The sequence below is a fragment of the Oceanobacillus sp. FSL W7-1281 genome (assembly GCF_037969835.1).
In the GTDB taxonomy this organism is placed as follows: Bacteria; Bacillota; Bacilli; order Bacillales; family Amphibacillaceae; genus Oceanobacillus; species Oceanobacillus oncorhynchi.
On record NZ_CP150214.1, the window covers coordinates 857994 to 872782 of the forward strand.

The following is a 14789-nucleotide window of genomic DNA, read 5'->3' on the forward strand; positions in this document are numbered from 1 at the left end:
TTTTCCCCCAATTAATCTTTTTTCAATCGTTCGGCGAGCCGGTTACCGAGAGACTGAAGACCTTGAACGATAATAACGAGCATAATAACGGTGACATACATGACATCTGTTTCATAACGCAGATGTCCAAACCGGTAAGCAAGGTCACCTAGGCCTCCTGCTCCGACTAAGCCGGCCATAGCGGTTGCCCCGATAAGGCTGATCGTTGCGATAGTTAATGCAAGAACAATAGCTGGTCTCGCTTCCCGCAGCATCACATTCCAAATAATTTGATGTGTTTTTACTCCCATCGCCCGGTATGCTTCAATAACACCTTGGTTGACCTCCAGCAGGGAGGATTCAATCAGTCTGGCAATATAAGGAGCTGCATTGACAACGAGCGGTACAATAACCCCTTTGACACCAATGGTCACACCTACGATCAATTTGGTAAAAGGAAGCATGAAGAATAAAAGAATAATAAACGGAATCGATCGGATAACGTTAATCAGTAAGTTTAAAAACTGATAAACAAATTTATTTTGTAATGGTTGTCCCGGTCGTGTCAAAACTAAGAGAATAGCTAAAATAACGCCGATAATAATAGCGAAAAACAAAGAGATTAAAACCATTTGAATGGTTTCTATTATGGCATCATAAAACTCTGAACCCCATTGATCAATAAATGCCTGCATGTCAATTCACCCCCAATTCTTCTACTTCTACGCCTTGTTCCTGCAAGAAGGAGAGAGAATGTTCCACTTGATGCTCACTGCCGATTAAATGAACGACAAGGTTACCGACAATGCCATTTTTTAATTCGATAATATTTGCCGTCAAGATATTCGGTTCTACATAAAACTGCTGTGTAACCTTAGATAACAATGGCTGTCCTGTATTTTCACCAAGGAAGGTCAAACGAATTACTTTGCCCTCTAAATTCAAATCATCAATCAAACGGTCCGATAATTTTCGTTGTGAAATGGTATTTAAGAATTTTTTGGTTGTCGGCTGTTTAGGTTTTGTAAATAATTCTATCGTCGACCCTTGTTCAATGAGGTTTCCGTTTTCAATAACGTAAACATAATCGCATATTTTTTGGATGACGTTCATTTCATGCGTAATCAATAGAATTGTGATTCCAAGCTCTGCATTAATTTTTAATAATAGTTCGAGAATGGAATTTGTTGTTTCTGGATCAAGTGCGCTGGTTGCTTCATCGCTCAGGAGAACCTGTGGTTCCTGGGACAGTGCTCTGGCAATAGCAACACGCTGTTTTTGACCGCCGGAAAGCTGAGAAGGATAAGCATCTTTTTTCTCGGCTAAATCGACAATATCTAAGTATTTCATGACTCTTTCCTTAACTTCTGCCTTCGGTACGCCGAGTAATTTTAATGGAATCGCAATATTCTCATAGACATTGGCAGTCCTTAATAAATTAAAATGCTGAAAAATCATGCCGACTTTCTGTCTTGTCTGCCGGAGCTTTTCTTTTGATAATTTGGTTAAGTCAATTCCATCAATCCAAACCTTGCCTTTCGAAGGGGATTCCAGTAAATTGGCACAGCGAATTAATGTACTTTTTCCTGCACCGCTGTAGCCGATTACGCCATGGATTTCTCCTTTGTGGACAGAAATCGTCACATTGTCCAGTGCAGTAACATCTTTTCCTTTTTTGGAGGGGAAAATTTTGGTGACATTCTCTAATTTAATCATCTGCTGTTTTTCCTGCCTTTCTATCATTTATGCTGAACTGGTAGTTATCAGCAGCTTTTCTTATCAAAATCTATACAATTTGTAAAAAGAGCCTCTCTAGATGAAAGAGAGGCTCGAAAATGTAATCTTATTTTCTGCTCTCATCTTTCAAGACGGATGTCTTGCTGGAATTAGCACCTTTTTAAAGGTTGCCGAGCTTCAACGGGCCAGTCCCTCAGCTGCTCTGGATAAGAGGTATAATCGTAATTGAATTGTATTCTTTAAAAGTATCTTATTTTACAAGTTTCGTCAATATTTATTTTTGAAACAGCTGCAGTTTCTCAATACGTCGAATAGCTTCACGAATACGCTCCTCTTCTACGAGTAATCCGACGCGTATATAACCTTCTCCATTCCTTCCGAAACCATTCCCGGCTGCAACGGCAACATCCGCCTCTTGTAATAAATAATCGGCAAATGCTTCACTTGTAAACGCCGCTGGTACAGGGAGCCAGGCAAAGAAAGAGCCTTTCGGTGCAGTGACTTCCCAGCCGATACGTCTGCATTCTTCTATGAGAACATCTCTGCGTTGTTCATAGCGTTCGACAAGCGAGGTGACACAGCTTTGATCACCTGATAATGCTTCCGCAGCTGCCTTTTGAATAGCTGGGAAAAGACTGACAAATAAATGGTCCTGCAGAATATTAATCGCTTCAATCATATCTTTGTTGCCGGCAGCAAAACCGACTCGCCAGCCAGCCATATTATAGGTTTTGGAAAGGGTGTACAGCTCAACGCCGACATCTTTCGCTCCTTTTGTTTGCAGGAAGCTTACTGGCTGATGGCCGTCGAAACCGATGGCTCCATAAGCGAAATCATGAACAACGCCGATATCATTTTCCTCCGCTAATGCAACGGTCTCTTCAAAAAATTCTTTCGTTGCAACTCCTCCGGTCGGATTGTTTGGATAGTTGAGATATAATAGCTTGGCAAGTTTCTTTTGTTCCGCCGTCAGGGCAGCATAATCTGGTAAAAAATTGTTTTCCTCTAATAATGGGAAGGTGTCATAAGTAACATCTGCTAATGGAACACTGGACAAATAATCTGGATATCCAGGGTCTGGCAAGAGCATTAATTCGCCTTCATCCATAACAGCTAAAGGGAGCTCTATCAGACCGATTTTACTGCCGAACAGAATAGCAATTTCTGAAGCAGGGTCTAAATCGACATCATATTCTCTTTTATAAAATTGTGCTGCAGCCTTTTTTAATTCATCGGTACCGCGGAAAGGGGAATATTTATGGGCAACCGGATTTTCGGCACTTTCCTGAAGGGCACGGATAATATGCGGCGGTGTCGGCTGATCCGGGTTGCCTTGTCCGAGATTGATAATATCTCTTCCTTCTTCTAGTGCTGCAGCGACTTTAGCGGCAAGGGATGCAAAAAATTGAGCAGGAAGCTTTTCTACACGACGGGATAACTTCATCATCTATCGACCTCTTTATACTAGTTTGTAAATTTTATAATTACATCTAATAGTATAAGTTTGCAGTGCGATTGTCTATAAAAAATATGAGAGAACAGCAAACCAGGGATGTATGGGAATTTTTTCTATAATCCCTATTCATCCCTTTTTCCGTTGCATTTCATATGTTAAAGTAGTAAGATAGAAATCGTGTCAAATTATGTTAAATAATTAGATAATTCCAAGAATTATTTGGTTTGGAGGTAGGAGGAATAAAAATGAATACCAAACTGCGTATAGGAAATTATTTAGCAATTGCATTTATGTTATTTGCTTTATTTTTTGGAGCGGGAAATCTGATTTTCCCTGCACAACTGGGACAGTTATCAGGGGATAATATTATCCCGGCTACGATTGGCTTTTTAATAACTGGAGTAGGGCTGCCTTTTCTCGGTATTATGGCAATGGGCTTCTCTGGAAAAAATAATTTACAGGAGCTTGCAAGTCGTGTTCACCCTGTTTATGGTCTTGCATTTACAGCCTTACTTTATTTAACGATTGGTCCATTCTTTGCAGCTCCAAGAACAGGAACGGTAGCTTATGAGGTTGGTATTGCACCATATGTAAGTGAAGGAGCACAATCAACGGTACTCTTGATTTTTACAGGGGTCTTTTTCTTAATTACTCTGCTTTTCTCGTTATTCCCATCAAAAATTGTCGATAATATTGGGAAATTTTTGGCGCCGGCGCTGGTGGTTTTACTGCTTGTTTTATTAGCCGTTGCATTTTTTAATCCGATGGGATCCATTCAGTCTCCAGAAGAAGGATATCAGTCTTCTGCCTTTTTCATTGGATTTTTGGAAGGTTATAACACGATGGATGCCTTGGCTGCATTAGTATTTGGGATTATTATTATTAATGTTATCAAAGGATTTGGGATTACGAATAACAATCAAATTCTTTCAGCAGTTACGAAAATCGGTTTAACATCAACAGCGTTACTTGCTATCATTTATGTCGGGATTTCCTATTTAGGAGCAACCAGTGTGTTAGAATTGGGTATATTTGAAAACGGGGGACCTGTATTAAGTGGAGCAGCAACGCATTATTTCGGTACATTTGGAGCTATTTTGCTGGCAGCTATTATTATATTGGCTTGTCTGACAACAGCAATTGGACTGATTACAGCGAATGCGGAATACTTTCATTCCATCATTCCTGCCATTGCTTATAAGCCATGGGTGTTTTTCTTTTCCATTTTAACGTTTGTCGTTGCTAACTTTGGACTGGAAAACATTATTTCTTTCTCTATTCCAGTGTTGATGTTCTTATATCCGCTGGCGATGGTGTTGGTTTTATTAACTTTTGTATCACCATTTTTCAATCATTCACGTTTAGTGTACATTCCGACCATAGCGGTCACGTTCATTTTTAGTATCATAGACGGTCTTTTAGCGCTTTTTGATTCAATAGGATTGGAATTGCCTGGCTGGCTGGATTCACTTGATAAGATGCTTGTGGAGAATCTTCTGCTTTATGAAGAAGGCTTAGGCTGGCTCTTGCCGGCAGCAATTGTTGCAGTAGTAATGATTATTGTAGCGAAAGTGAAAAAATAAAATGAAATAAAACCTGACTGGCAGATTGAAAACGCTCAGTCAGGTTTTTTTTGTTCATTTTTTCCTGCAATACCGTAGAAAAACAATTTCATTAATTCTTCTGTTAAAGGGACGAGTTGTTCGATGGCATCTCCTTTTTGTAAATAATCGCTAAACATCTGAAGGTAGACGAAGATAGCCGTATCGCTGATAGCAGGATCAATAAAACCTTCATCCCTCCCCTGTTGAACGAGCTGCATCATTGCTGGAAGTGCCTTTTCCTGGTAGAGACGCTCGATAAAATTACCTGGTATTTTATATTGCTCCATCATATAATTGGAAAATTCCTCGTGTACATCATTTACGATTTGTGCTTCAGAGAAGATAAGCTGCTTCATCTTCTCTTCATACGATATCGGCTCTTCAATGAGTTTATGATATTTTTCCCACATTTGATTAGTATAGTAGACAAGCACTTCATGCAATAAGTTTTCCTTGCTCTCAAAATAATTATAAATGGTTACTTGTGACACATTTGCTTCTTTTGCAATCTTCGAGATGGAAACCTTTTTGATGCCCTCTTTTTGAAATAATGCTGTGCTTGTATTTAAAATCTTTTCTTTTTTGATTGATGTTCTTCGTTCAAATCCATCCATAGCTTGCCACCTCCATCCTTATCATATCATATTTGAAAATGAAATATAAACACAATAATATTTCAAAACTTATTGACGAAAGAACTTTTTATCTATATTATGAAATATATAAGGTTTAATATTTCAAAACTTTTGAGGGGGATTCTTATGACTGTACTGCAGCTGGATTGGATTTCGAAAAGATTTGGTGATTTTCAAGCGCTGGATCAAGTGTCGATGGAATTAAAAGAAGGGGAGATCTACGGATTTATTGGACCGAATGGAGCGGGTAAGTCAACAACGATACGTATTTTATTAGGAATGTTAAAGGCAACAGAGGGATGCGCGACCTTATTTGGGAAGGATGCGTGGAAGGATGCTGCAGAAATTCATAAACGCTGTGCCTATGTGCCGGGAGATGTTTATGTATGGCCCAATTTAACGGGCGGAGAAGTGATTGATGTTTTACTGAAAATGAATGGAAGCTTTTCTGAGAAAAAGCGCGATGAATGGGTGGAACGATTTCAATTTGATCCGACGAAAAAAGCAAGGTCTTATTCGAAGGGAAACCGGCAAAAGATTGCTCTGATTGCTGCATTTGCTTCAGAAGCTGATTTGTTTATTCTGGATGAACCGACCTCAGGGCTCGATCCATTGATGGAGCATACCTTTCAGCAAGGTGTCAAAGAAGTGAAGAAAGCAGGGAAGACAGTGCTTTTATCCAGTCATATTTTATCGGAAGTCGAGAAACTTTGTGATCGTGTTGCGATTATTCGTAAAGGAAAAATTATTGAAAGAGGTACACTGGATGATTTGCGTCATTTAACAAGGATGCAGATGCAGGTGGAAACCAGGGAAGCTCCAGAAGGGTTAGTAAAGCTGTCCGGTGTGCATCAATTGGAAGAATCAGGGAGACAATTTACTTTTCAAGCAGATACAGATCATATGGAGGAGATTATTAATTATCTAAATAAATATGGTGTTCGGAAATTAGAGAGCACGCCACCAACTTTAGAAGATTTATTTATGCGCCATTATGAAGAACGCAGCGGTGAGGGGAATGCACAATGAGGAAGCATATCAAAGGAACAAGGGTACTGTTTCCAATCTTAATAAGGCAGCACAGGCTGCGATTGCTGTTATGGCTGGCGGGACTTGTTTTGGTGACTTGCTCCGTAGCTTATGCTTATCCAGATTTGTATCCGGATCAGGCATCCAGAGAAGCTTATTCCATCACAATGGAAAACCCGGCTATGATTGCTATGCTTGGAATAGGGTATGATCATTATCAGGAGGCAAGCAGCTTATTTGCGTTGGAAATGCTGTTGTTTTCTGCGATTGCAGTGGCTATTATGAATATTTTACTCATGTCTAAGCTGACAAGGGATGATGAGGAGAATGGCATCTTAGAGCTGGTCCAATCAAGATCTGTCGGACGATTAAGCTATTTGACCGCTTCTTTTATGGTAATGCTGACTGCGAATGTTTTATTCGTTCTCCTGCTGGCGGCAGCAATGGGCTCTATGCAAATAGATAGTTTTGGATTTTCTGGAGTTGTTCTTTATAGCGCCCTTTTGGGAAGCTTTGGGCTGTTGTTTGGTACAATGACAGCATTCTTTGCTCATTTTGTTACCTCTTCAAGGGGGGCGAGTGTATTTAGTTTTAGTGCGCTGTTTTTCTTCTATCTTTTGCGTGCTATCGGGGATGTGAATGTCGCATTTTTATCTTGGATCAGTCCGCTTGGCTGGTTATCAAGAGCGTACGTTTTCGTAGAAAATAACGTCTTTCCAATTGGTTTATTGCTGGTAAGCAGTCTTGGATTGGGAATTATAGCATTTATCCTGCAGGCAAAACGTGATATAGGAGATGGATTATTACCGGAACGGGCAGGCTCTGTTCATGCCTCTGCCTTTTTAAAAACAAAGACGGGACTGATCCTTCGTTTACAAAAAACAATGATTTTTATGTGGACGCTTGGCATTTTGCTGCTTAATATCGTTTTTGCACTTATATTAGGAGATTTAGAGACCTTCTTTTTAGAGAATGAAGCGATGCAGGCCTTTTTAACAGGGGAAGGCAATGTAATGGAGCAATTTATTGTTTTATTAATGGGAATCATGGCATTATTTATCACGGCACCAGTAATTATCAGCTTCTTAAGGCTTCGGGGTGAAGAGAAAGCTCATCGGACAGAACTTGTCTTCAGCAGGGCAGTATCGCGGATACAGCTTTTGAGGGCTTATCTCGTTCCAGCTATCCTGATTGCGGTTCTGGTGCCGATATTGCAGGCGGTAGCATTATGGAGTTTTGGAGCGGTCATCAGTGAAGACATGATGCCATTTTCAGATGTACTGGGGGCTTCTATGGTTTATATCCCCGCACTTTTATTCGTATTGGGTACGGCTGTTTTATTCATTGGCTGGCTGCCGAGAGCAGCTTCACTTGTATGGCTGTTTCTTGTCTACGGGTTTATCGTAATCTATCTGGGAGATATTTTAGAGCTTCCGGATTGGGTAAGAAATCTATCGGTCTATGAACATGTACCAGTTTACCCTAGTGAGGAGCTGTCTTATGCAGCGTTACTGATTCTATGCGGAATAAGTGTATTATTGATATTTATTGGTGCATTGGGATATAAGCGGCGTGATATAGAAGGGTAACAGATGGAAAAAATCATGTCTGTAGAAATTTCAAACAGAGAATTAAATCCTCGTTTGTGAAGAAAACTGGTATATAATTATAATTTAATTGAAAGTAATCTCTTTTATACTGATTGCCGTAAGAGGTTACTTTTTTATTTGTAATATAATAGAGTGGAAAGAAGCAAATCAGTATGCATTTGGAAGGGGGCATGCTGTCACGAAAGTGAAAAGCATAAGTATCCGTCGGCTCAGAAAAAAGGTTGAGGATGCCTGCGGAAAAAATTAGAGATAAGAATGGAAATGGATTTGCAGTCAATGTTTGGACAAATGCAATTAAGATTATACAATGATGGTATATTTATTGAAAAAGTGACATACATATCTCGTTCCCTTTATAATAGAATGACAGAAAAGATTAGAAAAACTTGAGACAGTGGGATTTGAATCAGGCTGCCGAAAGATAATCTTTCTTACGAGTTTTGCATAATGAGGAGACCAACAATATGTTTTATTTTCGTAAATCAAATAAAAAAGAAAATTCGGAATCTAAAACAGTGTTAAGTTTAAAAAGCAAGATGATTATCCTGATTAGCCTGCTGATTTTTGGTATTTTTATTCTTTTTACTTGGTTTCTCCACTCGTTTATTACCAACACCATTGAAGACCAGGTAGGGAAACGGGCGCTAAGTGTAGCTCAAAGTGTTGCCAATACACCAGAAATCATTGCGGCCTTCGAGTTACATCATCCTGCTTCGGTCATTCAGGAAACGGTAGCTCCGATTCAGGAAGAAACGGGTGCTGAATTTATTGTTGTAGGAAACAAAGAAGGAATTCGCTATTCCCATCCAAACCCAGAAAGAATTGGAGAAAAAATGATTGGCGGAGACAATACCCGTGCTTTACAAGATGGAGAAGCTTATGTATCTCAGAGTGAGGGGTCACTTGGATTATCTATTCGTGGAAAAGTGCCAGTAAGAGATGAATCAGGAAATATTATCGGTGTCGTATCGGTAGGCTTTCTAAGTGAGGATGTCCAAAGCATTATAGCGAATCAGAGCAAGTCCCTGTGGCTTACCATGATAGGAGTTATTGTATTAGGAATTGCAGGTGCCATTTTTATTGCTTATCATATTAAAAAGTTATTGTTTAATATGGAACCAAAGGATATTTCTTATTTGCTATTGCAAAAGGAAGCGATATTACAGTCTACTCATGAAGGAATGATAGCGGTTGATCATAATGGAATGATAATCATGATGAACAAAGCCGCAAAACAGATTTTGTTTCCGGAGGCCCAGCAGTTTGATTATTCTTCCGGAAAATCGATTGATCAACTGATTCCTCATACTGGTTTGTGTGAAGTACTGGAAAGCGGGAAGAGCCAGTACGACAAGGAAATGATTCTTGGTGAATCCATTGTCATAGTAAACCAAGCACCTATTTATATGGAAGGGGAGATAGCTGGGGCAGTTTCTACTTTCCGGAAAAAAACAGAGATAGAGCATGTGACCCAGGAGCTTCAACAAATTAGACAGTATGCAAATGCTCAACGTGCTCAAACACATGAATTTTCCAATAGTTTATATACCATTCTCGGTTTGCTTCAGTTAGGAGAACACAAAGAAGCCATCGATTTTATTAAAAAGAAAAGAAATATCCAAGAGAAGCAATCGCTAATCTTAACGCAACATGCAGCCGATCCAGTAGTTCAGGGACTTTTGCAAGGGAAAATCAATCAGGCGAATGAGCTTGGGGTGACTATTTCCCTTCATCCGGACAGCCAGCTTAATCATGCTTACTATGGGGATAAGCAGGAGGCCTTAATTACTGGAATTGGAAATATGCTTGAAAACGCGTTGGAATCCGTGAAAGGTAATCAGGAGAGCGAGCGGCAAATCAGTCTCTTTTTCACTGACATTGGGGATGACATCGTGGTAGAGGTGGATGATTCTGGTCAGGGTATATCAGAAGAGGCGGCAGCTCATATCTTTGAACAGGGGTACTCCACAAAAGGAGAGAAAAATCGTGGAATAGGGTTGGCGTTGACACGACATGCCGTCCATAAGCAAGGTGGTCAAATCATGCTGGAAGAAGGAGAAATGGGCGGCGCTTGTTTTGTAATGATTATACCTAAAAATGGAGGAGACTCGGATGAATGATAGCATACAGGCTCTTATTATCGAAGACGATTTCCGAATTGCTGAAATCAACCGGAGATACATAGAGAGGATAGAAGGGTATACGGTGCAGGGAGTGGTAAAAACAGGGGAAGAAGCACTTGCCTATCTTAAAGAGTGCACTTCTCGTCCGCAGCTGATTCTGCTTGATATTTACATTCCTGATGTAACAGGATTGGAGCTGCTTTGGCAAATACGTCATCTCTATCATGATATCGATTTAATTCCTGTTACTGCCGCTAATGAAACAATAACCATTAAAGAAGCATTAAGGGGAGGCGCTTTTGATTACATTGTAAAACCTGTTGATGCGGATCGTTTTGCGCAGTCCTTAGAGCGATATAAAGAATACCGAAAAATCTTTTCTGCTAAAGAGACGTTAGAACAAATGGAAATTGATGCTTTTACAGGTGTGACAGACGGCAGTTATCCATCTCGCTCCAGTAGTACAAACACAAATTTACCTAAAGGAATTGATCCGATTACGTTAAATGATATCAAGCAGCTTTTGGGGGCAGATAAAGGGAAAGGAGTCACTGCAGTGGAACTAAGTAAGAAAATTGGGACAAGCAGGTCTACGGCACGCCGGTATCTGGAATACCTGGTGTCTGCGAAAGAGGTTCATACGACTTTAAAATACGGAACTGTCGGCAGACCAGAACGTGAGTATATACTTCGTGAAACTTATGAACAAAATGATTAATATAAGTAATAAACAACTTATGAGAAGAAGGTTCCGCCTTCTTTTTTTTCATGCTATTTTATTTATTAATTGAATTTTTGTTAACGCTTTCAAAAAAGGGGTGTAATTAGCTAGCAATTACAAGGGTAGTCAATAGTATGAAATAAGGAGAGATAGGGATGTTAAGTTTAATAGGATTTTTAACAATATTGGCAATTGTTATTTTATTGATTCGGGGTAAGGTTCAACCAATTATTGCTATGGTATTAATACCTATTTTAGGTGCGTTTATTGCAGGTTTTGGTTTAGGAGAAATTGGAGAATTTTTTAATGAAGGAATTGCTACTGTAATCAATGTTGCTGTTATGTTCATTTTTGCAATTCTTTTCTTCGGTGTGATGTCAGATGCCGGACTATTTGACCCATTAATTAATAAAATGGTTGCGATTTCTCGGGGGAATATTATCGCTGTAAGTGTAGCTACTGTGTTTATTGCAGCGATTGCTCATTTGGATGGTTCTGGAGCATCAACATTTCTCATTACGATTCCAGCACTGCTTCCGTTGTATAAACGATTGAATATGAATCCATATTTGCTGCTACTTTTGGTCGGAGGAAGTGCAGCCATTATGAATATGGTTCCGTGGGCCGGACCTTTAGGACGTACTGCTTCTGTTTTAGGTGAAGATGTTACGGAGTTATGGTATCCACTCATTCCTGTCCAGATCATTGGGATGGTTTTGATGATTGGTATAGCGGTATTTCTTGGATTTAGGGAAAAAAAGAAAGTGGAACAGCGCTTTGGAAAACTGGAGGGTGCTGCTGCATTGGAGAAGACTGCGAAAGATATAGATGCTGACAATATGTATGATAAGAAGGGTTCCTCCAATGAAAATCCAAACGCACGGCCGAAATTACTTTGGATAAATACGATTATTGCATTAGGTGTTATCGCGCTGTTAGTATCAGGGATTATCCCAGCTGGTCTTGCATTTATGATTGGACTTGGGTTTGCATTACCAATCAATTATCCAAAAATGAAAGATCAAACGGAAAGAATAAAAGCGCATGCATCAAGTGCCCTGACAATGGCGACCATCATCTTAGCTGCTGGAACATTTTTAGGAATTTTAACCGGCACAGGGATGATGGACGCTATAGCGGAAGATGGTGTGAAAATCATGCCTGAAGCTGTCGGACCATATTTACATCTGGTTATCGGTTTCTTAGGAGTACCGCTTGACTTACTAACGAGTACAGATGCGTATTATTTTGGATTGCTGCCGGTTGTAGAACAGATTGCATCAGGTTTTGGTGTAGAATCCGTATCTACAGCATATGCAATGGTTATTGGAAACATTGTAGGGACATTTGTTAGTCCGCTTGCACCAGCAGTTTGGCTGGCACTTGGTTTATCTGGTTTAGAAATGGGGCGTCATATCAAATATTCTCTTCCTTGGTTGTGGGGATTAAGTATTGTATTAGTAATCATTGCAGTATTTATTGGAGTTATTTAGGAGGGCTCTATTCGACATTATATAGGGAAGTTTGTGTCTCTTATTTTTAGGGGAAACCGAATAACGTAGATTACGAAACATATGACGAAAAATTTTATCTGATTAATAAATTTTTTAAGAGATATAGAAAGGGAATTAAAAAGGTTTAGTTTACTGAAAATGCAGGAATTGTTTAGTTATATACAATTCCTGCATTTTTTTAATGAAGAAATTAAAATGGGAGGATCAGCTTGTCTGAGCAAATAATTAAAAAGGGAAAGGCGAATCTTTGGAAAGGATACGAAACAGCTGGAGGGACGTTAATTTTATCGCATAAAAAGTAAAGGTTTCGCTATTTTGTTGCATATTCTGCCATAATCTTTTAAGATTTTCATTTAATTTGTCATTTAGTATATAAATTTCTATCCAGAAGTAGTAAAATAAGAAAAATTAGAATGTTTATTTTCGATACAATCATCTTTAGAAGCAGTAGCTTGAAATAATTTGAAAACTTAATTTGTTGAAAATTATTTCAGATAAGTGATGTGTCTGAGGCATTCCAGAATAAGCAAGGGAAGAGAGAGCTATTCTCTAATCTTTTAGTAAAAATCTTAGAAAGAAGGTAAGGAAATTGGCGGAATTGCGCAGCGATATGATTAAAAAAGGTGTGGATCGTGCACCGCATCGAAGCCTGCTACATGCTGCAGGAGTAAAAACAAGAGACTTAGGAAAACCATTTATTCTGGTGGTCAACTCTTATATAGACATTGTTCCAGGACATATTCACTTACAAGAATTCGGAAAAATTGTAAAAGAAGCAATTCGTGAAGCTGGCGGGATCCCATTTGAAATGAATACGATTGGGGTAGATGACGGCATTGCGATGGGGCATATTGGAATGAGGTATTCCCTGCCGAGCCGGGAGCTGATTGCCGATTCTGTGGAAACAGTGGCAAATGCGCACTGGTTTGACGGCATGGTTTGTATTCCGAACTGTGACAAAATTACACCGGGGATGCTGATGGGGTCTCTTCGTGTAAATATCCCATCTATTTTTGTCAGCGGCGGTCCGATGAAGGCTGGTACAGACAGTGCTGGTAATCCGCTTTCCCTGACTTCTGTTTTTGAAGGGGTAGGAGCCTATCAAGCTGGAAAAATTGATGAAGCAAGATTACTAGAGTTAGAGCAAAATGCATGTCCGACATGCGGTTCCTGTTCGGGAATGTTTACCGCAAATTCAATGAACTGTCTGGCAGAAGGAATTGGACTTGCACTGCCGGGGAATGGTACGATTCTTGCTGTTGCAGAAGAAAGGAAAGAGTTCGTAAAACGTTCCGCTAAACAATTAATGGAGTTAATTAAAAAAGATATCAAACCGCGCGATATCGTTACAAAGGAAGCAATTGATAATGCCTTTGCATTAGATATGGCAATGGGCGGATCTACGAATACAGTACTGCATACATTGGCTTTGGCCCATGAAGCAGAAGTAGACTATCCGCTGGAACGTATCAATGAAATCGCAAACCGTGTGCCGCATTTGGCCAAGGTTGCTCCAGCATCAAATTACCATATTGAAGATGTTGACAGAGCAGGCGGAATTAGTGCAATTATTAATGAATTATTGAAAAAGCCAGGGGCATTTCATGGAGACAATTTAAGTGTGTCTGCGAAAACGATTCGGGAAAACGTTCAGGATTCGGAAATTCTGGACAAGGATGTTATTCATACATTAGATAATCCGCATTCCGAACGAGGCGGACTGGCTGTATTGTTTGGAAATCTGGCGCCGAATGGCTCTATCGTCAAAGTAGGCGCTATTGACCCAGAGGTAGGCGGTTATTTCAAAGGACCGGCTGTCTGCTTTGATTCACAGGAAGAAGCACTGGAAGGAATTGAGTCCGGCAAAGTAGAAGAAGGTCATGTGGTTGTTATTCGTTATGAAGGCCCTAAAGGCGGACCAGGAATGCCGGAAATGCTTGCGCCGACCTCACAAATTGTAGGACGAGGACTTGGTGCAAAGGTTGGTTTAATTACTGACGGACGTTTCTCCGGCGCATCCAGAGGGATTTCCATTGGTCATATCTCACCAGAAGCTGCAGAAGGAGGTCCCATAGCCTTTGTAGAGGATGGAGATATAATTGAATTAAACCTTGAAAACCGTGAAATGAACCTGCTGGTTTCGGATGAGGAATTTGAAAAACGCAAAGCCAATTGGAAAGGCTTTGAGCCAAAAGTGAAAAAGGGATGGCTTGGCCGTTATTCTAAACTTGTCACTTCTGCGAACACTGGCGGAGTGATGGAAATATAATTGAAAATCTGCGTCACAGTTTAATCGCTGTGACGTTTTTTCTTTTATTATGGAGCAAATCGCCCATAGCCCTCCCGCAGAAGGAAGTTTTGTTTTATATTCTGTTAACGAT

The 14789-nt window shown here is 39.9% G+C and carries 11 protein-coding genes and 1 riboswitch; of the genes, 7 read left to right on the forward strand and 4 right to left on the reverse strand.

Going from position 1 to position 14789, the window contains the following annotated elements:
• Positions 1-11: 11 nt before the first annotated feature.
• The 3 genes from MKX55_RS04260 to MKX55_RS04270 form a co-directional block, all read right to left on the reverse strand.
• Complete coding sequence (locus MKX55_RS04260) at positions 12-680, reverse strand: methionine ABC transporter permease (RefSeq protein WP_339238419.1); 669 nt, start codon at positions 678-680, stop codon at positions 12-14.
• Entirely contained in the window at positions 676-1695 is a 1020-nt protein-coding gene (locus tag MKX55_RS04265; protein ID WP_339236317.1) for an ATP-binding cassette domain-containing protein, read from the reverse strand. The genes MKX55_RS04260 and MKX55_RS04265 overlap by 5 nt, the downstream gene beginning before the upstream one ends.
• Before the next feature lie 137 nt (positions 1696-1832).
• A riboswitch (SAM riboswitch) is annotated at positions 1833-1929 on the reverse strand.
• Positions 1930-1990: 61 nt separating this feature from the next.
• A complete protein-coding gene (locus tag MKX55_RS04270; protein ID WP_339238421.1) occupies positions 1991-3160 on the reverse strand; it encodes a pyridoxal phosphate-dependent aminotransferase in 1170 nt (389 codons plus the stop codon).
• Between the two features lie 257 nt (positions 3161-3417).
• On the opposite strand from MKX55_RS04270, the gene brnQ reads away from it, so the two are divergent.
• Positions 3418-4755: a branched-chain amino acid transport system II carrier protein gene (brnQ, locus tag MKX55_RS04275; RefSeq protein WP_339182680.1), complete on the forward strand. Its 1338-nt coding sequence runs from the start codon at positions 3418-3420 to the stop codon at positions 4753-4755.
• A 35-nt stretch (positions 4756-4790) separates the two neighbouring features.
• Here brnQ and MKX55_RS04280 read toward each other — a convergent pair whose 3' ends face one another.
• Positions 4791-5390, reverse strand: coding sequence for a TetR/AcrR family transcriptional regulator (locus tag MKX55_RS04280; RefSeq protein WP_339182681.1), 600 nt, complete (start codon positions 5388-5390; stop codon positions 4791-4793).
• A gap of 147 nt (positions 5391-5537) precedes the next feature.
• Between MKX55_RS04280 and MKX55_RS04285 the strand changes: the two genes are divergently transcribed.
• The 6 genes from MKX55_RS04285 to ilvD all read left to right on the forward strand — a co-directional run bounded on the left by MKX55_RS04285 (position 5538) and on the right by ilvD (position 14677).
• Entirely contained in the window at positions 5538-6440 is a 903-nt protein-coding gene (locus tag MKX55_RS04285) for an ABC transporter ATP-binding protein (protein WP_339236320.1), read from the forward strand.
• Positions 6437-8029 (forward strand): ABC transporter permease, encoded by a 1593-nt coding sequence (locus MKX55_RS04290; RefSeq protein ID WP_339182684.1) that lies wholly within the window; start codon positions 6437-6439, stop codon positions 8027-8029. Before MKX55_RS04285 ends, MKX55_RS04290 begins: the two co-directional genes overlap by 4 nt.
• A 485-nt stretch (positions 8030-8514) precedes the next feature.
• Positions 8515-10170: a sensor histidine kinase gene (locus MKX55_RS04295; protein ID WP_339236322.1), complete on the forward strand. Its 1656-nt coding sequence runs from the start codon at positions 8515-8517 to the stop codon at positions 10168-10170.
• Positions 10163-10891, forward strand: coding sequence for a response regulator (locus MKX55_RS04300; protein ID WP_339236324.1), 729 nt, complete (start codon positions 10163-10165; stop codon positions 10889-10891). The genes MKX55_RS04295 and MKX55_RS04300 overlap by 8 nt, the downstream gene beginning before the upstream one ends.
• A 158-nt stretch (positions 10892-11049) precedes the next feature.
• Positions 11050-12387 (forward strand): CitMHS family transporter, encoded by a 1338-nt coding sequence (locus MKX55_RS04305; protein WP_339182687.1) that lies wholly within the window; start codon positions 11050-11052, stop codon positions 12385-12387.
• A 619-nt stretch (positions 12388-13006) separates the two neighbouring features.
• Complete coding sequence (ilvD, locus tag MKX55_RS04310) at positions 13007-14677, forward strand: dihydroxy-acid dehydratase (protein ID WP_339185117.1); 1671 nt, start codon at positions 13007-13009, stop codon at positions 14675-14677.
• Positions 14678-14789 lie beyond the last annotated feature (112 nt).

Bases quoted from the DNA above. Each gene is read 5' to 3' on its own strand.
- MKX55_RS04265 (WP_339236317.1), bottom strand. From the start codon at position 1,695: ATGATTAAATTAGAGAATGTCACCAAAATTTTCCCCTCCAAAAAAGGA.
- MKX55_RS04270 (WP_339238421.1), bottom strand. From the start codon at position 3,160: ATGAAGTTATCCCGTCGTGTAGAAAAGCTTCCTGCTCAATTTTTTGCA.
- brnQ (WP_339182680.1), top strand. From the start codon at position 3,418: ATGAATACCAAACTGCGTATAGGAAATTATTTAGCAATTGCATTTATG.
- MKX55_RS04280 (WP_339182681.1), bottom strand. From the start codon at position 5,390: ATGGATGGATTTGAACGAAGAACATCAATCAAAAAAGAAAAGATTTTA.
- MKX55_RS04285 (WP_339236320.1), top strand. From the start codon at position 5,538: ATGACTGTACTGCAGCTGGATTGGATTTCGAAAAGATTTGGTGATTTT.
- MKX55_RS04290 (WP_339182684.1), top strand. From the start codon at position 6,437: ATGAGGAAGCATATCAAAGGAACAAGGGTACTGTTTCCAATCTTAATA.
- MKX55_RS04295 (WP_339236322.1), top strand. From the start codon at position 8,515: ATGTTTTATTTTCGTAAATCAAATAAAAAAGAAAATTCGGAATCTAAA.
- MKX55_RS04300 (WP_339236324.1), top strand. From the start codon at position 10,163: ATGAATGATAGCATACAGGCTCTTATTATCGAAGACGATTTCCGAATT.
- MKX55_RS04305 (WP_339182687.1), top strand. From the start codon at position 11,050: ATGTTAAGTTTAATAGGATTTTTAACAATATTGGCAATTGTTATTTTA.